Source organism: Bacillus sp. RC251, from assembly GCF_044908765.1.
Taxonomy (GTDB): Bacteria; Bacillota; Bacilli; order Bacillales; family Bacillaceae_G; genus Bacillus_A; species Bacillus_A wiedmannii.
On sequence record NZ_JBIYDP010000017.1, the window covers coordinates 21,328 to 40,167 of the forward strand.

The 18,840-nt window shown below is 34.4% G+C and carries 21 protein-coding genes and 1 riboswitch; of the genes, 10 read left to right on the forward strand and 11 right to left on the reverse strand.

Annotation, left to right across the window (positions count from 1 at the left end; translation table 11 throughout):
- Positions 1-24 precede the first annotated feature (24 nt).
- The 6 genes from ABH961_RS27530 to ABH961_RS27555 all read right to left on the reverse strand — a co-directional run bounded on the left by ABH961_RS27530 (position 25) and on the right by ABH961_RS27555 (position 6,038).
- Positions 25-1,530, reverse strand: a complete 1,506-nt coding sequence (locus ABH961_RS27530) for a DL-endopeptidase inhibitor IseA family protein (protein WP_098079936.1) — start codon at positions 1,528-1,530, stop codon at positions 25-27.
- Positions 1,531-1,626: 96 nt separating this feature from the next.
- Positions 1,627-2,391, reverse strand: a complete 765-nt coding sequence (locus tag ABH961_RS27535) for a TatD family hydrolase (RefSeq protein WP_098048790.1) — start codon at positions 2,389-2,391, stop codon at positions 1,627-1,629.
- Positions 2,392-3,135: 744 nt separating this feature from the next.
- Positions 3,136-3,492 (reverse strand): YxeA family protein, encoded by a 357-nt coding sequence (locus ABH961_RS27540; RefSeq protein ID WP_048563001.1) that lies wholly within the window; start codon positions 3,490-3,492, stop codon positions 3,136-3,138.
- Between the two features lie 138 nt (positions 3,493-3,630).
- Positions 3,631-4,467 carry a YitT family protein gene (locus tag ABH961_RS27545; protein WP_000248044.1) on the reverse strand — a complete coding sequence of 279 codons (837 nt, stop codon included), beginning with the start codon at positions 4,465-4,467 and terminating at the stop codon, positions 3,631-3,633.
- A 117-nt stretch (positions 4,468-4,584) separates the two neighbouring features.
- The gene (locus ABH961_RS27550; RefSeq protein WP_048542920.1) at positions 4,585-4,914 is read right to left on the reverse strand and encodes a PH domain-containing protein; all 330 of its coding nucleotides are present in this window, start codon (positions 4,912-4,914) and stop codon (positions 4,585-4,587) included.
- A 146-nt stretch (positions 4,915-5,060) separates the two neighbouring features.
- Positions 5,061-6,038 carry a LacI family DNA-binding transcriptional regulator gene (locus ABH961_RS27555; RefSeq protein ID WP_048542922.1) on the reverse strand — a complete coding sequence of 326 codons (978 nt, stop codon included), beginning with the start codon at positions 6,036-6,038 and terminating at the stop codon, positions 5,061-5,063.
- Between the two features lie 305 nt (positions 6,039-6,343).
- Here ABH961_RS27555 and ABH961_RS27560 point away from each other — a divergent pair, with 305 nt between their 5' ends.
- Positions 6,344-6,439 carry a DUF3948 family protein gene (locus tag ABH961_RS27560; protein ID WP_068967834.1) on the forward strand — a complete coding sequence of 32 codons (96 nt, stop codon included), beginning with the start codon at positions 6,344-6,346 and terminating at the stop codon, positions 6,437-6,439.
- 73 nt (positions 6,440-6,512) lie between these two features.
- Here ABH961_RS27560 and ABH961_RS27565 read toward each other — a convergent pair whose 3' ends face one another.
- On the reverse strand, positions 6,513-7,118 hold the full coding sequence (locus ABH961_RS27565; protein WP_000277788.1) for a lysophospholipid acyltransferase family protein: 606 nt from the start codon (positions 7,116-7,118) through the stop codon (positions 6,513-6,515).
- A gap of 336 nt (positions 7,119-7,454) precedes the next feature.
- Between ABH961_RS27565 and ABH961_RS27570 the strand changes: the two genes are divergently transcribed.
- Entirely contained in the window at positions 7,455-7,547 is a 93-nt protein-coding gene (locus ABH961_RS27570) for a DUF3948 family protein (RefSeq protein ID WP_068967835.1), read from the forward strand.
- Positions 7,548-7,607: 60 nt separating this feature from the next.
- Here ABH961_RS27570 and ABH961_RS27575 read toward each other — a convergent pair whose 3' ends face one another.
- Positions 7,608-7,748 (reverse strand): YrzO family protein, encoded by a 141-nt coding sequence (locus tag ABH961_RS27575; RefSeq protein WP_000894064.1) that lies wholly within the window; start codon positions 7,746-7,748, stop codon positions 7,608-7,610.
- A 21-nt stretch (positions 7,749-7,769) separates the two neighbouring features.
- On the reverse strand, positions 7,770-8,738 hold the full coding sequence (locus ABH961_RS27580; protein ID WP_048542927.1) for a DMT family transporter: 969 nt from the start codon (positions 8,736-8,738) through the stop codon (positions 7,770-7,772).
- Positions 8,739-8,865: 127 nt separating this feature from the next.
- Between ABH961_RS27580 and ABH961_RS27585 the strand changes: the two genes are divergently transcribed.
- Both ABH961_RS27585 and ABH961_RS27590 read left to right on the forward strand, forming a co-directional pair.
- A complete protein-coding gene (locus ABH961_RS27585; protein ID WP_048542928.1) occupies positions 8,866-9,732 on the forward strand; it encodes a LysR family transcriptional regulator in 867 nt (288 codons plus the stop codon).
- A 255-nt stretch (positions 9,733-9,987) separates the two neighbouring features.
- Positions 9,988-10,089 (forward strand): DUF3948 family protein, encoded by a 102-nt coding sequence (locus ABH961_RS27590; protein WP_001060018.1) that lies wholly within the window; start codon positions 9,988-9,990, stop codon positions 10,087-10,089.
- A gap of 65 nt (positions 10,090-10,154) precedes the next feature.
- Here ABH961_RS27590 and ABH961_RS27595 read toward each other — a convergent pair whose 3' ends face one another.
- Positions 10,155-11,102, reverse strand: coding sequence for a helix-turn-helix transcriptional regulator (locus ABH961_RS27595; protein ID WP_098068814.1), 948 nt, complete (start codon positions 11,100-11,102; stop codon positions 10,155-10,157).
- Between the two features lie 133 nt (positions 11,103-11,235).
- On the opposite strand from ABH961_RS27595, the gene modA reads away from it, so the two are divergent.
- From modA to ABH961_RS27610, 3 genes are all read left to right on the forward strand, one after another.
- A complete protein-coding gene (modA, locus tag ABH961_RS27600) occupies positions 11,236-12,042 on the forward strand; it encodes a molybdate ABC transporter substrate-binding protein (protein ID WP_048542930.1) in 807 nt (268 codons plus the stop codon).
- A 5-nt stretch (positions 12,043-12,047) separates the two neighbouring features.
- On the forward strand, positions 12,048-12,722 hold the full coding sequence (gene modB / locus ABH961_RS27605; RefSeq protein ID WP_098079934.1) for a molybdate ABC transporter permease subunit: 675 nt from the start codon (positions 12,048-12,050) through the stop codon (positions 12,720-12,722).
- A 300-nt stretch (positions 12,723-13,022) separates the two neighbouring features.
- On the forward strand, positions 13,023-13,874 hold the full coding sequence (locus ABH961_RS27610) for a GRP family sugar transporter (protein WP_000353549.1): 852 nt from the start codon (positions 13,023-13,025) through the stop codon (positions 13,872-13,874).
- Positions 13,875-14,112: 238 nt separating this feature from the next.
- Here ABH961_RS27610 and pnuC read toward each other — a convergent pair whose 3' ends face one another.
- Positions 14,113-14,745, reverse strand: a complete 633-nt coding sequence (pnuC, locus tag ABH961_RS27615; RefSeq protein ID WP_098079932.1) for a nicotinamide riboside transporter PnuC — start codon at positions 14,743-14,745, stop codon at positions 14,113-14,115.
- Positions 14,746-14,932: 187 nt separating this feature from the next.
- Here pnuC and proC point away from each other — a divergent pair, with 187 nt between their 5' ends.
- The 3 genes from proC (at position 14,933) to ABH961_RS27630 (ending at position 18,602) form a co-directional block, all read left to right on the forward strand.
- Positions 14,933-15,736, forward strand: a complete 804-nt coding sequence (gene proC, locus ABH961_RS27620) for a pyrroline-5-carboxylate reductase (protein WP_098079928.1) — start codon at positions 14,933-14,935, stop codon at positions 15,734-15,736.
- Between the two features lies 1 nt (position 15,737).
- Positions 15,738-16,571 (forward strand): aldo/keto reductase, encoded by an 834-nt coding sequence (locus ABH961_RS27625; RefSeq protein ID WP_048542938.1) that lies wholly within the window; start codon positions 15,738-15,740, stop codon positions 16,569-16,571.
- Between the two features lie 153 nt (positions 16,572-16,724).
- A riboswitch (SAM riboswitch) is annotated at positions 16,725-16,829 on the forward strand.
- Between the two features lie 132 nt (positions 16,830-16,961).
- Positions 16,962-18,602 carry a peptide ABC transporter substrate-binding protein gene (locus ABH961_RS27630; RefSeq protein ID WP_048542940.1) on the forward strand — a complete coding sequence of 547 codons (1,641 nt, stop codon included), beginning with the start codon at positions 16,962-16,964 and terminating at the stop codon, positions 18,600-18,602.
- Positions 18,603-18,840: the final 238 nt, after the last annotated feature.

The following is an 18,840-nucleotide window of genomic DNA, read 5'->3' on the forward strand; positions in this document are numbered from 1 at the left end:
CAAGCAAAATGCTTGGTGGTTTTTTTAACTTAAACCAAAACGCGGCATATTATTAATAACCCATTGATTATTTTCATAAATAAATTCAACTTCTACTTTTTCTGTTACATTATCATAGTCATTATACGTTTCTACCTGCGCTTTTATTTTTCCATCCTTTAACTCGGCAGAAATAATTTTTGTAAATTTAGTTGCTGCTTTTGATCCTGGATCTCCAACAGCATAGTGCATTTTTCCATTTAACTCTTTAATATACTTACTCTTCATATACTCTGCTATAAATGGTTTTGAGAAGTACGTAGATAGCGTGGCCTCTAAAGTGTCCTTTGTATTATAAGCAGGATTCACTAATTCCCCGTACGAAAAATCCCCTACTCGTTTTGGGTTTCCTGTTAGTGCAGCCATTTGAATATTAGTAAGTTCCTTTTGTGCATTCCATACTTTCTGTAACATAACCTCATCTACTAGCTTCTTATCTTTTACTTCATTTGATTTCTTTGTATCTAGATTTAAAATAGTTCCATTATCCGTATAAAGATACATATCTCCTGCTACAAAATATAAATAGGATTTAGTTGGTTCAACCGCTTTATTATAAATTACTTTTTCATTTCCGCCATTCATTTTCTTCTTATATACTCCATCCTCTTTTAAATAATAAAAGGTATCCCCTTTCACATTCATCTGCAAGGCATCCTTTACTAATAGCTTTTCATTATTTTGTTGAATGTCTATTTCATATATGCCATGCTCAGCTTCATTTGTTTCAAAAGGTAACGAAAAGTCGACAACAGCATATAATTTTTCATTATTATAAGTAGCACTAGATATTGTTGCATAATTTTCTTTTGACCAAGTTTTATTATCTTTTGTCACTTGTGTTCCACGATTTTTATTCCAATGTAAAATACTATCGTCTATCGTTTGAGACCAACCTGAGTTTTTAAATGCCGCTTCTTCTTCCTGCCCCGTTTTCAAATCCATTTTTACTATCCCTACAATATCAAAACCACCATGCTCAGAATATTTTTTCGGATAAAATAAAGTTTGGTCTTTTATATAAACATAATTTGTATCCGCTTTTAAAGTGTCTAGCTTTTTGTTAGCTATATCATACTTCATTAAAGAAGATAATCCCGCATTCTTATCTTCATCCGTATGAATAAAATATAAAGCTTTGTTTTTTATATTTATGTAAGAAGCATTTACACCTTCCACTACACGTTCCGAAGTCTGAAATTGATCTTTCGTACGATAAATGCCTCCTGTATTTTTATTACCATTTACTGCATAGTAAACCCATCCATCACTCTCTGCCATCTTCCCTTTATTAGAACTGTTTCCAACCGTATTCCCATTTTCCTCATTTTCTTTCATCTGTTTTTCAACTACTGGATCAATTTGTTCTTCCTTCTTTTCCTGTGTTGTGTTTGGGTTTATAACCTTTTTTTCTGCCTCACACCCAAACACTACAAGTGAAAGTGCACCGACCATCATTGTAATAGCCATTTTTTTATATGCTCTCCCCATTTTCTTCCCCTACTTTCTTCATCAAATTAAACACATCATAAATTATAGAAAATTTTAGAAAAAATATCCATAATAAAAAGGATAAGAGTAACGCTCCTATCCTTTCAAATAAAATTGAATCGTATTTTCATATATCGTTTTCGCAACCTTATTAACAGATACGTTTTTTATAACACTAATTTCCTTTAATACCTCTCGAATCATTCTCGGATGCGTCATAACATCCTCGTGAAATTCCCACGGTCCATCTGTTTCTACCATCATATATTCAAGTGGATAATACGAAACAATTTTTCTAATTTTGTCCTTATGTAAAACATCTGGTGTGATAGAAATATAATAACCGTTCCTCATCATCCGTTTCATTGTTGTTTCACTTCCTTTAAACCAATGAAAGTGTGCACGTGAAACTTTATATTTCTCTAGTAAATCACATACAATATCAGCATCTTCATACACTGCATGCAATATAATCGGTAAATCATATTTACTAGCTAGTTCAACAAATCGTTGTAACACTGATATATATGATTTGATAGTAATACGCTCATCTTCTTTTCTTAAATAATACGGTAAGCCTACTTCACCAATCGCAACTATGTCTTCTACATGCTCTTCAATTAATTTATAAATTTGCTCACATTCTTCTTTATGAATCGGTTGCTCCGGATGAAAACCTATTGCTGGATGTACAAAAGGATATCGCTTTGCTAAAGATAAAGTTTCTTTACATGATTGATAATTCATAGATACCGCGATAAGCCCCTGTATCTCTTTACTATGTTCCACATCTTTAAGTAATCTACTTTTTTCTTCATCCTTATATTGGTCAACATGTATATGACTATCAATCCATTTCATCTTTATGCCCCCATAAAAAAAACAAGAAAGGATCTCCCTTCTTGTTTTATCATCTATATTATTTAACAATTAAGTTTGTTATGATATCAAATAATCCAATACATACTACGGCAACAGTAAAGTAGCTACAGAAATCTTTAATTGGAAACTTCACTACTTCTTCTTTACGCATCCCATTTTTCTCCCTTCTTACTATATCCCTAATTATTTTATCTATTTGTATCTATTATGCAAAAAATATGACAAATTTACTATCGAATTAACTTACGTAAACCTTACAATGTTGTAAGGTTTATAAAAAGAGCCTCATCTAAATACAGATGAGGGCTATTAAAAAGTAGTTGGTTTTTCATTCTTCATTAATATTACAAACAGAAAGTAATACAGTGAGACTTTCTAATTACACTATATGAAATTCACTATCTTTTAACCATCGAATTACATTACAGAAGACTTACATGTTTGTAAGCTATGTGTAATGTAATTCGATAGTTTCTCTTACCTATATCTCGTACAATAAAGTTAGAAAGCAAGCCAAATAAGAAGAACACTCACATAACCAAATTACATTGCTAGTAGCTACTCTTCTTATACCTTTCACTCATGCTACTACAATGTACCCCCTTCCCCTTTATATAACAAAAAGAGCCTTAGTCCATATGGACTAAGGCTCTTTCATGAACCCTAAAATACCCCTACCTAGTATTTTTATTTTCGACAAAAAATAGGTGGGGGTATAATCTGCTATCTCATCGTTAAAAGTTTACTCTTCGCATTAATAGGAATATTTACAGCTTCAATTTCTTCAATCGCCTCTCCGTAGCGTCCTTTTGCATACACCTTTAACGCTTCATCTCTCTTTAACATATGCTTAACAGTCTTCTTTATTTTTTGTTCTCTTCCACGTTCGTCAAATGCAATAAATTCATATTCATACCACTCATCACCAATATGCTGACCAATTGTATTCACGACCGTATAGTATTCTTTCGTCTTATAAAGTGGATTATATTTATCGATAACTGGTCCAAGTTTCGTAGGCAGTAACATTACTACTATCACTATCATCGCTATTATAGTAGTGATCATTTTTTTCTTCATAATCAATCTTCCTCCTCTGCAGGATATATATACATCTATTTTAAAAAGAAGGAATAAAATCTACTATTGAATCTCATTACATTACACTTACATTATTGTAAGAATTAAAAAAGGTGAACGAATTTACTCGTTCACCTTTTAGCTCGCTTTAAAGCCACCTCCAAGTACATCGCGTACATCATGAATAACAACGAAAGCATCTTCATCTACTCGACTAATAACCTGCTTTAACTTAACAAGCTCTTGTTTATTTATAACAACATATAATACTTCTTTATTTTTACCAGTATATCCGCCGCGTCCTTCTAATACAGTAACACCGCGTGTCATGTTTTTCGTAATAGTTTCACGGATTAAATCCGGTTGATTTGAAATGATTGTAACAGCTGTTTTTGTATCCATTCCTTCTACAATGAAATCAATCACTTTCGCTCCGATGAATACCGCAACAAGTGTGTACATTGCTTTTTCTTGCCCTATTATAAATACAGAACCAGCAATTACCACAATATCAATAATAAGTACGCCTTTACCAACGCTCCATCCTAAATATTGATTGGCTAACCGAGCTAAAATTGCCGATCCTCCTGATGTACCTCCAGCTTTGAACATACAGCCTAATCCGACACCGACAAATAAGCCAGCGAATAGAGCTGCTAATAACGTATCACTATTTACATGATACTCAATATGTTCCGTAACATATAAAAACAAGGATGTTTCTACAATCCCTAAAATTGTATAAACCATCGTTTTCTTATCAAAAAATTTATAACCAATAGCTAGTAAAATTGCATTTATAGCAAAGTTTACAATCCCCGGTGACCAATCAAATAAATAGTACGTAACAACCGTTAAACCAATAATCCCACCCTCTGATAAACGGTTTGGAATTGCAAAGTAATTAATACCAATTGCGAATAATAATGAACCAATTGTAATTAGTGTTATTTCCTTTATACGTTGATTAACCATAGTTCATACCTCCCCCCATTTGACATTGTATCACTATCTCCTAGAGGTTTAGAAGTTGTTTTTATTGCGCATTTTTACTCTTACAGATCGGGATATTATGTTTAAACAAAGGGGTGATTAATTATTCATATTCGCTCTAACTGTACGGACAAATTGCTCCACATTCCCCTTCTGAATATACTTAGCTCGAATGGTTTCATGATTACAAGTACATTCGAAATGCGGACGAAAATCTATGCTATCTATATGCAAATATGAATAATCTTTAAATGTTGCAGGATAGTATGGAAATTTCCCATAAAAGAGAAGACGTCTAGTAGTAGCAGCAAAAATCCCTTGTTGATACGATAGCGTAAAATTATCCTTCTCAAATATCCCTACGACAAAAGCCAAAATCTTTTCATCATCCTCTATATGCTTTTTCATACTCAATAAAAGTTCATTCATGCATATCCCTCCAAATACTATTCTTGAAAAGAATCCATGGATTATTACAGACCGGTGTAACTCCTTTATAAAGTATGAAACGCGTTTCCTGTCAAAGATATTTCAAAAAATAATCCGTTATGCAATTTACACATAACGGATTAAAACTAAACAGTAGAGCGTTCCACAAGTTCGTATGGAATTTCCACCTTTTCTTGTTTAGAACTCTCACCACTTATTTGCCTATAAAACATTTCAAAAGCCTTTTTACCTATCTCCTTTAAATTTTGATCAATGGTTGTAAGCTGTAACACTTGCGAAATAGGTTGATTATCAAAGCCAATAATCGCTAAATCCTCAGGAACTTGAATACCTAATTTTTCAGCTTCTGTCATAACCCCAATCGCAACTTCATCTCCTGCTACTATTAATGCTTCGGGAAGATGCTGCATCCCCTTTAATTTATGAGCCACTTTCACACCATCTTCTAATGTAAAACATTCTGTAAAAATCCATTCTTCATTCACTTCTTCATCTATAGCTTGCAATTGCTGTTTATAAACATCAAAACGTTTTTGACTACTCGGACCTAATTTCCTTCCCGTACAATAACCAATTTTTTTATAACTTTTCTCAATCAAATAATCCATTCCTAATTGAAAAGCTGCCGAATGATTCGTATATACACTTGAGATATTTGAAATATCATTATCTTCACAAGCAACGATTGTCCCATAGGAAGCATACGGCTCTATCGTTTCCCAATCATTCGCACGAGAACAAATAATAAGGCCATCCAATTGTTTTGTTTTTAACATATGTAAACTTTTCATTTCTTCTTTTTTATTATAATTCGTTTGGCAAAGTAGCACTCTGTAATTATGAGCTAACGCCACCTCCATCATCCCGCCCACCATCGCATCAAAACATGGATGATTAATATACGGTAAAATAACACCAACAATATTCGTTTTCCCTTTTGATAAATGAACAGCATTTGCGTTTTGTGAGTAATTCAACTTCTCAACTATCTCCATAACCGCTTTCCTTTTTTCTTCACTTACATATGGATGATCATTCAATACTCTCGAAACAGTCGTAACTGAAACTCCCGCCATCTTTGCAATATCTTTAATATTGGCCATACACTCACCTCTACTTTTAACTTAATGAATTCCACGAACATATGTCAAACTTTCTCATCATTACACCTTCATTCGTTTTTCTTACAAAAGTGTAATTTTCCTGTAAGCTAATTCGATAGTTACTATCCTCAATATTTCATACAATTAAGTCAGAAACAGGACAACAACTATTCGAAATGGAGCGGATTCATATGATGAACAAAATGAAATCAAACAATTTTTTAAATACAATGGACATGGTATTTTCCGCTCTAATCGATGCTAAAGCTGTTGCTTCTACATTAAACAAGTAAGGAGAATGTATGATGAAAAACATCACTTTTAACAAATTAGATTTTTTAGGACTAGCTAGTGGCTCTCTTCTTCTTACTGCTTTTATTTACGCCGCTACGCTTGTATAACTTTTGTGTCCCCTTTCCCTTTTATTATAAATAATAATAGAAAAGACGACCGTCTATGCCCGGTCGTCTTTTCTTACTTTTGATTTGATTGCAAAGTTTCCTTTAGCTCATCAAACTTCTCATTTAATTGATCTGTCATCATTTTCATAGCTGTCTTTCGATCTATTTGTTCTTCAGCATCAATTTGAATTGGGTCGCCAAAAATTAATTGTGCCTTTTTCCCTTTTATTAATTCTTTTACACTTGATGGACCAACATAAGCTGCCGGTACTAACGGGACATTAGAACGCAATGCAATCGTAACAGCCCCAGCTTTTAATGAAACGTCTTCTGTTGATCGTGTCCCACTCGGAAAAATCCCTACTACTTTCCCTTCTTTTAATAGGCGTGACGGAATTTTGAGTGTACTCGGTCCTGGATTCGCACGATCTACAGGGAATGCATTCACATTTTTAAAGAACCAATTTTTGAACTTCCCTTCAAATAACTCTTTTTTTGCCATGTAATGAATTTGGGTCGGGTACATCCCTGTAGCTAACATTAATACATCCATAAAACTTGTATGTGTACATGCAACAACATATGGGCCACCTTCTGGTAACTTTTCTCTTCCTTGCACTTCTACTTTCCCAGCTGTTTTAAATATATATTTCAACAAAAATGTAATTGGTTTATACATTTGTTTCGTTCCTTTCTGAATATCCGAATTATAATCATTTTCTTATAACGATTATAACACTAAGTTTTAGGAGTTGGTAATAATTTTAAGTATTAATTGTTACATTTCAATTCTTACAAAAGTGTAACTTTCTTGTAAGCTAATTCGATAGTTACTTCCCCAAATATTTCATACAATTAAGTCAGAAAGAAACAACAACTATTCGAAATGGAGCGGATTCATATGATGAACAAAATGAAATCAAACAATTTTTTAGATACAGTGGGCATGGTATTTTCCGCTCTAATCGATGCAAAATCTGTTGCTTCTACATTAAACAAGTAAGGAGAATGCATCATGAATAACATCACTTTTAACAAATTAGATTTTTTAGGATTAGCTAGTGGCTCTCTTCTTACTGCTTTTATTTACGCTGCTACGCTTGTATAACTTTGTGTCCCCTTTCCCCTTTATATAGAAAAAGACGACCGTCTATGCCCGGTCGTCTTTTTACATTTTTCTTTCTTTCAATTCTTTTAAAAGCTGTATCAGCTCAGCTTGTTGTTTTATCTTTTTACGACCATTTCGGTTAATTGCTGCAAGCTCGCAGGCAACTCCGACGGCGAAGAAAAACAATAAACTTTCTAACATGTGAAATCCTCCAATTGCCTATTAAACAGCTTGACGTAATTGCTCTTCTTGTAAACTTCGCTTGTTTATATTTTCTTCTTTTCTCTGACAAACGTTATTGCGAATAAGTGCTGCAATAACAAGTAAAGTCCCTATAATATCAAACATTGTTATTCGATATCCTTGCATCATCATAATAACTAAAGTCGTGATTGGTACAAAATTAATAAATAAAATCCCATTAATGGACGATAAAATTTTCACACCGTAATTCCAAGCAAGTAACGCTACGATACCTGGTAATGTCATCATAAACAATAAATCATATTTCACGATAGAAATCGTTCCCATACTAGGAACCGATACATATCCAAACGATGTAATGATTACAGTTATAATCCCTGTGACAGTCGTACCGAATACACACGTCAACGTAGAATAACGTAATGTTGACCAATCGCTACACGTTTGACCACCCATCGTATAAATAACCCAACCTACAACCCCTACAAATATAAAGGCCAGCGAAAACATGTTATCTTTCAATGTTAAAAAGAAACTCATATCACCTTTCGTAATAACGAATACAGCCCCTACAAAAGCGATAATCATGCTCGTTATCATATACTTTTTCGGTTTTACATGCTTATATCCCCATAGAATACAAATAGAAATCATCGGCATCAGTGCTTCCATAATGGAGGCTACCATCACACCTGATTTCCCCATTAACATTTGACCTAAAAATATAAGTACATTATATACAGTAAACGCCATCGTTCCGAAAAAGACGAGTAACTTTCCTCTTCCCTCTAAACGAAATGCCTGTTTTCCTTCTTTCATTAACAATAATACAATCAGTACGATCGCCACCGCTCCATAGCGAATAAGCGAAAAATAAAATGGATCTATGTATTCTAGCGCATGATCAGCAACCGGAAACATCGCTCCCCACGACATACTTGCAATTAAACATGCTAAAGCCCCTATTATCATTTGACCTTTTTTCACCACAATCCCCCACTTCTTTCTATTTGCACAAAGAGAATTGTAAAAGAAAAAATATATCACGTAAAATGATTCAAAATGATGTTAACTATCATTTATAATGATAGTTAACATCAAGGAGGATCACATTATGGAATTAAGAGATTTACAAATCTTCCAGAACGTTGCCGACAAAGGTAGTGTAAGCGGCGCAGCAAAGGAATTAAATTACGTACAATCAAATGTAACTGCACGTATTAAACAACTAGAGAACGAACTAAAAACACCGCTCTTTTATCGTCATAAACGAGGCATGACTTTAACAGCTGAAGGAAGAAAAATGCTCGTTTATGTTAATAAAATTTTGCAAGATGTTGACGAGCTAAAACAAGTATTTTTAGATAGTGAAACTCCCTCTGGCATATTAAAAATCGGTACAGTCGAAACAGTAAGTACATTACCTACCATTTTATCTTCTTACTATAAACGCTATCCGAATGTCGATTTATCATTACAAGCGGGTCTAACAGAAGCATTGATTAGAGAAGTACTTGATCATCAATTAGATGGTGCCTTTATATCAGGTCCTATTAAACACCCACTAATTGAACAATACGATGTTAGTACAGAAAAATTAATGCTTGTAACACAAAATAAAGCTTTTCATATAGAAGAATTTACAACAACGCCCCTACTCGTTTTTAACCAAGGATGTGGATACCGTTCCAAACTAGAACGATGGCTTAAAGATGAAGGTTTGCTCCCAAAAAGAATTATGGAATTTAATATATTAGAAACGATATTAAACAGTGTTGCACTCGGCCTTGGAATTACACTCGTACCACAGTCTGCTGTCCACCATCTTTCTAAAGCTGGTAAGGTACATTGTCATGCAATCCCTGAAAAATATGGTAGTATTTCAACGGTTTTCATACGCCGTAAAGATAGTTATATGACGAATTCAATGCGTAGCTTTTTAAAAACAATTGAAGAGCATCATCATATCAATATGCTGTGAAAGACATTCTTACATGAATGTCTTTTTTTCTTACAAAAGTGTAAGTCTTCCGTAAGCTAATTCGATAGTTGCAGGCAATCATATTTCCTATAATTAAGATATAAAGCAGGGCAACAACAAATCGAAAAGGAGCGGATACGCATGATGAACAAAATGAAATCAAACAAATTTTTAAATACAATGGGCATGGTGCTATCCGCACTTGTCGATGCAAAAGCTGTTGCAACTACATTAAACAAATAAGGAGAGATTATAATGAACAACATTACTTTCAACAAATCAGACTTTATCGGACTTGCAAGTGGAGCTACTCTTCTTACAGCTTTCATTTACACACTTGCTCAAGGTCTTGTTTAATACTTTGTTTCCCCAAACCCCTTTATATATAGAAAAAGCTGCTCGTCTTATAGACAAGCAGCTTTTTAGTTTATTTCATATATAATTTGACCTGTTTTCGTCATATCGTATCCGCCAATTGCTTTTAATTCATTATGAAATTCTTCCGATTGCAGAATGCCTTTCACGACTTCAATCAGCTCTTCATTTTCTTTATTCTTCAAAATCACCAAATCGTACTGTTCTTTCATGATTGGAATAAAATCTACATTTACAATTTGCGAAAACTTTTCTGATCCTACTCCCACATCAGCTTTTCCATTCGCAACTTGCGTGGCAACACCAAGATGGTTTGATTCTTCCCATTCATATCCACTAATACGTTCTTTATTTAACTTTTGGATGCGCAATTGTTCATCGACTAACACCCTAATACCAGAACCTTTTTCTCGATTTACAAATCGTGTAGATGACTGAGATAAATCAGCCCATGTTTTTATATTTTTCGGATTTCCCTTTTGCACATAAAATCCAACGTTTCTTGCTAATAAATTAATCATCGTACATGGTTGTCCCACTAAAATACGTTTTACGTAAGGAACATTATATGTACCCGTTTCACCATCAAACAAATGCAGACTAACGATACTTCCTTCTCCTTGATACATTTTTATTAAACTCGTTAAACTACCTTGATATGCCCTTAATATATTTGAACTTGGCAGGCGGTTTTCTATACGCTTTGCCAACATATCTAACGTTAGTTCTTGTCCGCTAATAATACATGTATCCAAGCCTCTACTATCTTCGCTCTTTACAGGAGTGCCTTGTATTTTCCCTGTTTTCATTTGCTTTATATATTGTTCTAAATCTGTTGCATCAATGCGCATCTGTCTACCAATTCTATAAGAAGGAAGTTCTCCTTTTTTAATTAGATCGTATACAGTTAATTTTGATACCTTTAATCGCTTCGCTACTTCTTCCGTTGTGTAGGAATGATGATCCATAGACGATTCCTCACTTTCTTCCTTCATTGTAACAAAGAAAAGAATATTTCTCCTATATTTAAAAACAACTACATCGTTCAAATTATATTCAATTATAACTAGTTATATCTAGTTATAATTAGTTATAATTAAATATGTCAAAACGAAAGGGGATTTTTTTATGAACAAATTTACATTACGATCCATCGGAGCACTTATACTTTCTTTTCTTCTTATATTTAGTGCTGCATGTACAAGCGGCGAAAAGAAAGAGAAATCAACTGCTAAAGAAGGAAAAGCAGTTGAACTTACTATATCAGCTGCTGCAAGCTTACAAGATGCACTAAAAGAAATTGAAACAAAATATAAAGAAAAAGAACCTAATATTAAACTTTCTTTTAACTTCGGTGCTTCTGGTGCACTTCAACAACAAATTGAACAAGGCGCACCTGCTGATTTATTCTTCTCAGCAGCCGAAGATAAATTCCAAACTCTTGTAAAAAAAGGATTCATTAATGAAAAAGAAGGGAAAAATCTTCTTGGAAATGAACTTGTTCTAGTTGTCCCAAAAGATAGTTCTCTTACGAAAATTCAAGATTTAAAAGATGAAAAAATTAAGAAAATCGCACTTGGTACACCTGAATCTGTACCCGCAGGAAAATATGCAAAGGCTTCTCTCACGCATGAAAATCTTTGGAATGACATTCAAAATAAAATCGTATTTACAAAAGATGTTCGCCAAGTGTTAACATATGTAGAAACAGGTAATGTCGATGCTGGTATTGTATACAAAACAGATGCTCTTATTTCAAACAAAGTAAAGATTGGTGAGACAGCAGCAGCTACTTCGCATGAGCCAATTCACTATCCTTTAGGTGTTATAAAAGAATCTAAGCACAAGAAAGAGGCGACTTCATTTTATGAGTATTTGCAGTCAAAAGATGCACAATCTATCTTTAAAAAATATGGATTTACAGTCCTATTATAATTGCCATGAGCTTTGATGCTATTTTTTCACCAATCTTTCTATCTATACGAGTAGCTGCATGCGCCACCATTATCGTTACAATTTTAGGGACGATTATCGGACGGGCGTTAGCACGCTCCTCATGGAGATATAAAGTACTATTAGAAACTATTTTCTTATTACCAATGGTACTTCCGCCAACTGTAATCGGCTTTTTTCTCATTATCATTTTTGGAAATAATAGTCCCATTGGAATGTGGATAGAATCAATATTTCAGCAGTCCATTATGTTCACATCTACTGCTGCAATCATCGCTTCTACAGTTGTTGCATTTCCGCTCATGTACCAATCAGCAAAAACAGGATTTTCTATTGCGAATGTACAAATTGAAGAAAGTGCTCGTGACCTTGGTGCAAGTGAATATCAAGTTTTTCTACACGTCACACTTCCGCTGGCATTTCCCGCCTTACTAAGCGGAATGATTTTGAGCTTTGTTCGTGCGCTCGGTGAGTTTGGTGCTACACTCATGTTTGCTGGGAACATTCCTGGTAAAACACAAACAATCCCAACTGCAATTTATATGGCGATTGATGCAAGTAATATGCAGCTCGCCTGGACACTTGTAGTTATCACTATTAGTATGTCACTCCTATTTCTACTATGTATTCAGCTTATTAACAAAAGAATTACTAACCCTTAAAGCAGCTTTTTCGAAGCTGCTTCTTTATTTCTTAGGAAATAAAAATTTACCATCGGGAAATAACTGAATTTTACCTTTTATTAAAATATACATTTTATTTGAATTCACTTTCTAAAATAGGCAATTTCCTGTTATTATATGGAGGTGTTTCAAAAAATGAAGAAATGAAAACGCATTTATATCGTGAATTCTTCATCCTGTTTTAGCGATCGGTAATCTTCTACTCTAGTAGTGGGGCATTACCGATCGTTAGAACGATATGTAATTATATTGGTATAGAAAACCGAAGGGAGTCTTGTAATGGACATTTTATTAGCGCTTCTTCCTGCAATTGCATGGGGAAACATCTTATTAGTAAGCGTAAAAATGGGCGGTGGTGCATATAGCCAAACGGTAGGTATGACAATCGGTGCTCTATTCTTCGCAACAATTATGTATGTATTTACTCAACCAGCTTTAACAATGACAGTCTTGATTGTTGGTTTTATTTCAGGTTTATTCTGGGCTTTAGGACAAGTAAACCAATTAAAAACAGTTGAAAAACTAGGTGTTTCAACTACTGTAACAATTTCTACTGGTATGCAACTTGTTGCAACTTCTATCTTTGGGGTTATCGCTTTCCGTGAGTGGACTACTACAACAACGATTGTTCTGGGAACGATTGCAATCCTATTAATCGTAGTTGGTGTTGTATTCACATCACTAGATGACAAAGAAAATGCACAGCCACCAGGTCAATTGAAAAAAGGACTTCTTACTTTAATTGTTTCTACTTTCGGTTACCTTGTATATGTAATTATTATTCGTTGGTATAATATCGATGGTTGGTCTGCTATTTTACCACAAGCAGTTGGTATGTTTGTTGGTGCGGTTGTATTGACATCTAAACATAAACCATTTAACAAATATGCAATCCGTAATGCTTTATCTGGTTTACTATGGGGAACTGGAAACTTATTCTTACTTCTTTCATTACCACGTGTCGGAGTGGCAACAAGCTTCCCATTATCTCAAACTGGAATCGTTATCTCAACATTCGGTGCGATTGTCTTTTTAGGTGAAAAGAAAACAAAACGTCAATTGATCTTTATTGCACTAGGTAGTGTTTTAATTATCGGCGGCGCTGTATTGTTAGGTATGACAAAAGCATAAACTTATAATCTATTAATAAACCCCTGAAGCATATATGCTTCAGGGGTTTTTCTCTTTCAATTGTTTTCTAAATATAATTATTTACATGTCCCTGTCTTTTATCCCGCTTTAACGGGCAGTAAGACCCCCACCTCAAAATTCAGCGAAAGCAAAGAATTTAGGTGGAGGATCAACTACCCATAAAAGTCCGATTGGTGAAGGCTAATAATCAGTGGGGGATGAAGAAAACCCCCACTGATTAAAGTTTCACTTTATAGTTGTTCTTCCACTCTAGTAAACCAGCTACACATATAAAGAGATTAATAACAGCTAATATTAGCATGACGTATAAACCTGTGGAAATATAAATCACAATGCTAACCACGTTATACAAAATCCATAAATACCAGTTTTCTAAAATTTTTCGACTTAGCATAAATTGAGCTACTAATCCTAGTACAGCATTTAAAGCATCTAAATATGGACTAGTTGATTCTAGATAACGGATTTGATAATAGCCCCAACCAATCCAAGTAACTAACATAAAGATTATATAAATAGTCCACCCTTTTACACCTAAACGAACTGTTGCTTTTACCTCTTCTCCCCCACTACATGCTATCCAATAATACCAACCATATACATTAAATATAAATTGAAAGGCTGCCAATACTGCCATTGCATATAAACCTTGCGTAATGAAAATATACAGAAATACCGCAACCGTAATCATGCCAAACAAAAAGTTAGATACCTTTTCCCTCGCTAATAACCAAACATTAATAATCCCCATAACCGATGCGAAAATTTCAATATAACTCGATTGAATATAAAATCCAACCAATACGCAAATAATACTGGAAATGAATAAAAAAAGCGGACTTCTGACCATGATCATCTCTCCCCAGATGTATAATAAATTCCCTATCACCAGTATAAGGAACAACGCTTTCCTTTACCATGAATTTCCTCCTTCTCGTTATCCATTCCATCTACGGTAAGTCTTTTCTTTTTACAAAATTCTCTTAAAGATGGTATCGTTTTTTATAACATATCTCCACTAGAAAGGAATAAAGGATATGCTAACTAAACATCGAATTCTATTTATTGGTGCTGGTCGTATGGCAGAAGCTATATTTTCCGGATTACTTAAAACAAGCAAAGAATACATCGAAAAAATTATCGTTTCTAACCGCAGCAACGTAGAAAAGCTAGAACAATTACAAGGACAATATAATGTGTCTATCACAACAGATTGGAAGCAGCATGTTACATCTGTTGATACGATTGTTTTAGCAATGCCGCCTTCTGCACATGAAGAATTATTAGCGGAGCTATCTCCGTTACTATCGAATCAACTTGTCGTAACGGTAGCTGCTGGCATTGGTCCATCTTATTTAGAAGCTAGACTCCCTAAGGACACGCCTGTTGCTTGGATTATGCCAAATACAGCTGCTGAAATTGGGAAGTCAATCTCCTTATATACAACAGGACAATCAGTAAACGAGATGCATCAAGAAACCTTGCAACTGCTTTTAAGAGGCATTGGTACTTCGCAACTTTGCACTGAGGAAGAAGTTCATCAACTTACTGCAGTTACTGGAAGTGCACCAGCTTTCCTTTATTACTTTGCTGAAAGCTTGATTGAAGCAACAAAAAGTTATGGAGTCGATGAAGCAACTGCCAAACACCTTGTCATTCAAATGATTTCTGGCTCTGCTTCTATGCTTGAACAAACGCAAGATCCAACTAACCTCCGCGAACAAGTAACAACACCAGGTGGTTCCACAGCTGAAGGTCTCAAAGCTTTATATGAATATAATTTTTCAGAGGCAATTCAAAAAGCAGTAGAAGCAACAAACAAAAAAGCTAGGGGGAAATAATATGAGTTTAACAAGTTTAAAAGACTATACTACATTACATAACGGTGTAAAAATGCCTTGGTTCGGTTTAGGTGTTTTTAAAGTAGAAGATGGTTCAGAAGTAATTGAGTCTGTAAAATCAGCAATAAAAAATGGCTACCGCAGCATCGATACTGCAGCAATCTATCAAAACGAAGAAGGCGTTGGACAAGCGATCCGTGAAGCAGGTGTTCCACGTGAAGAATTATTTATTACATCAAAAGTATGGAATAGCGATCAAGGATATGAAACAACACTTCAAGCATTTGAAACTACATTAGAAAAATTAGGTCTAGAATATTTAGATTTATATTTAGTACATTGGCCTGTAAAAGGGAAATATACTGAATCATGGAAAGCGTTAGAAAAACTTTATAAAGATGGCCGTGTTCGTGCTATCGGTGTGAGTAATTTCCACATTCACCACTTACAAGACGTATTTGAAATCGCTGAAATTAAGCCAATGGTCAATCAAGTGGAATACCACCCACGTTTAGCACAAGAAGAATTACACGCTTTCTGTAAAGAACATAACATCCAGCTTGAAGCTTGGTCACCATTAATGCAGGGACAACTATTGGATAACTCCACATTACAAGACATTGCGACAAAATATAATAAATCAACTGCACAAATTATTTTACGCTGGGATTTACAAAATGAAGTTGTAACAATCCCTAAATCTATTAAAGAACATCGCATTATTGAAAATGCAAATATATTCGATTTTGAATTAAGTGCTGATGACATGAAAGCAATTCAAGCTCTAAATGAAGATCGTCGCGTTGGTCCAGATCCAGATAACTTTAACTTCTAGTAGAAAAACCACTGCCATATGCAGTGGTTTTTCTCGTTAAATAAAACTGAAAATTTAAACTATATTTCAATTGGTTGACACTTCGTTATCCAAGGTGTAAGATTTTGAATTATCAAAGAAACACAAAAATTAATAAAATTTATTCGTTTACTCATTGTATCAAGAGAGGTGGAGGGACTGGCCCTTTGAAACCTCGGCAACAGGTTCATTTTGAATACTGTGCCACTTCCTGCAAGCATTGTGCTTGAAAGATAGAATGAGGGACTTCGTTTATATACGGGTGCATAACTTGTACGTAAAAATCCCTCTTTCTCAATATGAAAAGAGGGATTTTTTATTTTTCATTTCCCTCATCATCATCCAAACTTAATTATTTAGGAGGAAAATCAAATGAAAAAGAAGTTTGTACCCGGTATTGCATCAGTTGTAGGAGTAAGTATTTTATTAACTGGTTGCGGTAGTTATAAAAACGAAGCAAGTGGAGCAAATGCAAAAGACGAGGCGCCTAGTAAACAGGTTTTAAACTTATCTTCACCTACTGAAATACGAACAATGGATACAGCTCGTGCTACAGATACTGATTCTGGTCAAGTAATGAGAAACGTATTTGAAGGTTTGTATAATCTTGGTGAAGGTAACAAACCTGTCCCTGGCGTTGCGAAATCTCATGAAGTAAGTGGCGATAAAACGAAATACACATTCCACCTGCGAGATTCAAAATGGTCAAACGGCACTCCTGTCACAGCGAAAGATTTTGTCTTCGCTTGGCAAAGAGCTGTTGATCCAGCAACAGCCTCTGAATATGCATTTCTATTCTTTGATATTAAAAATGCAACAAAAATTAACAACAAAGAACTTCCAGCCGATCAACTTGGTGTAAAAGCAATTGATGACCATACGTTTGAGGTAGAATTAGAACGTCCTGTTCCGTACTTTATAAGCTTAACAGCGTTCCCAACATTTCTACCAATTAACGAGGAATTCTTTAAAGCACAAGGTGATAAGTATGCGTTAGAAGACAATACAATTTTGTACAACGGAGCTTTTACACTAAGCGATTGGAAGCATGAGCAAAGCTTTAAATTTAAGAAAAACCCTACCTATTGGGATAAAGATACTGTCAAACTGGAAGAAATCAATTTTAACGTCGTAAAAGAAAAATCTACAGAAGTAAATTTATTCGAGTCAAAACAATTAGATCGTATCAAACTAACATCTGACTTCGTTGATAAATATAAAAAGGATGCTAACTTTAAAGAACGGCCAAACGTAGGGGTACAGTTTCTACGTATGAATCAACAAAACAAAGTACTTCAAAACGTTTCTGCACGCCAAGCAATCGATCAAACAATTGATCGAAAATCCTTTGTAAATACGTTATTAAATGACGGCTCTACACCAACCTCTAGTCTCGTGCCGAAAAACTTTGCAAAAGGACCTGACGGAACAGACTTCCGTGCTGCAAACGGCGATTTAACAAAGGTTGATACAAAATCTGCTCAAGAATTATGGAAAAAGGCAAAACAAGAACTTGGGTCTGAAAAAATAACATTAGAACTATTAATAAGTGACGGTGACCTTGAAAAGAAAACTGGTGAGTTCTTAAAAGGACAATTAGAAAAGAATTTAGATGGCTTAACAGTAAATATAAAGCCGCAACCACGTAAACAACAAGTTTCACTTTTATTAAAAGGTGACTACGAAATTGGAATTGACGGCTGGAGCCCTGACTTTGCAGATCCAATTACATTCCTTGAGCTATTTACAACGAATAACCCTTACAACTTAGATCATTACTCTAATAAGGAGTTCGATGAAACAATAGCAAAAGTGAAAACAACTTTAGCCGGTGATGAAAAAGCTCGCTGGGAAGCATTACTAGCATCCGAGAAAATATTATTTAAAGACTCTGTTATCGCTCCTCTTTACCAAAAAGGCGAATCTTATTTAGAACGTTCTTACGTGAAAGGAATTGTGCAAGTAGACTTTGCAGGTCAATTAAACTTCAAATGGGCACAAATTAAAAAATAAAAGGCAACCTGAATTGAAGTTTCCCTACCCATACCAATTGTTTTATTGGAAAAATGTATTAAAAGCGGATTTCTCAATAGGAGAAAATCCGCTTTTTTAATATATTATTTTTAAAAAATAATACTCCGATTTTATTATTGACATATAGTTCTTTTCAGTGTTAATATTCTAAATAATCAAAGAAACGAAATATTTCACCATCAAAATATAACGTCTACTACGTTGAAACATATAACGA

Coding starts and splice junctions, on each gene's coding strand:
- ABH961_RS27530 (WP_098079936.1), bottom strand. CDS start 1,530: ATGGGGAGAGCATATAAAAAAATGGCTATTACAATGATGGTCGGTGCA.
- ABH961_RS27535 (WP_098048790.1), bottom strand. CDS start 2,391: ATGAAATGGATTGATAGTCATATACATGTTGACCAATATAAGGATGAA.
- ABH961_RS27540 (WP_048563001.1), bottom strand. CDS start 3,492: ATGAAGAAAAAAATGATCACTACTATAATAGCGATGATAGTGATAGTA.
- ABH961_RS27545 (WP_000248044.1), bottom strand. CDS start 4,467: ATGGTTAATCAACGTATAAAGGAAATAACACTAATTACAATTGGTTCA.
- ABH961_RS27550 (WP_048542920.1), bottom strand. CDS start 4,914: ATGAATGAACTTTTATTGAGTATGAAAAAGCATATAGAGGATGATGAA.
- ABH961_RS27555 (WP_048542922.1), bottom strand. CDS start 6,038: ATGGCCAATATTAAAGATATTGCAAAGATGGCGGGAGTTTCAGTTACG.
- ABH961_RS27560 (WP_068967834.1), top strand. CDS start 6,344: ATGAAAAACATCACTTTTAACAAATTAGATTTTTTAGGACTAGCTAGT.
- ABH961_RS27565 (WP_000277788.1), bottom strand. CDS start 7,118: ATGTATAAACCAATTACATTTTTGTTGAAATATATATTTAAAACAGCT.
- ABH961_RS27570 (WP_068967835.1), top strand. CDS start 7,455: ATGAATAACATCACTTTTAACAAATTAGATTTTTTAGGATTAGCTAGT.
- ABH961_RS27575 (WP_000894064.1), bottom strand. CDS start 7,748: ATGTTAGAAAGTTTATTGTTTTTCTTCGCCGTCGGAGTTGCCTGCGAG.
- ABH961_RS27585 (WP_048542928.1), top strand. CDS start 8,866: ATGGAATTAAGAGATTTACAAATCTTCCAGAACGTTGCCGACAAAGGT.
- ABH961_RS27590 (WP_001060018.1), top strand. CDS start 9,988: ATGAACAACATTACTTTCAACAAATCAGACTTTATCGGACTTGCAAGT.
- ABH961_RS27595 (WP_098068814.1), bottom strand. CDS start 11,102: ATGAAGGAAGAAAGTGAGGAATCGTCTATGGATCATCATTCCTACACA.
- modA (WP_048542930.1), top strand. CDS start 11,236: ATGAACAAATTTACATTACGATCCATCGGAGCACTTATACTTTCTTTT.
- modB (WP_098079934.1), top strand. CDS start 12,048: ATGAGCTTTGATGCTATTTTTTCACCAATCTTTCTATCTATACGAGTA.
- ABH961_RS27610 (WP_000353549.1), top strand. CDS start 13,023: ATGGACATTTTATTAGCGCTTCTTCCTGCAATTGCATGGGGAAACATC.
- pnuC (WP_098079932.1), bottom strand. CDS start 14,745: ATGGTCAGAAGTCCGCTTTTTTTATTCATTTCCAGTATTATTTGCGTA.
- proC (WP_098079928.1), top strand. CDS start 14,933: ATGCTAACTAAACATCGAATTCTATTTATTGGTGCTGGTCGTATGGCA.
- ABH961_RS27625 (WP_048542938.1), top strand. CDS start 15,738: ATGAGTTTAACAAGTTTAAAAGACTATACTACATTACATAACGGTGTA.
- ABH961_RS27630 (WP_048542940.1), top strand. CDS start 16,962: ATGAAAAAGAAGTTTGTACCCGGTATTGCATCAGTTGTAGGAGTAAGT.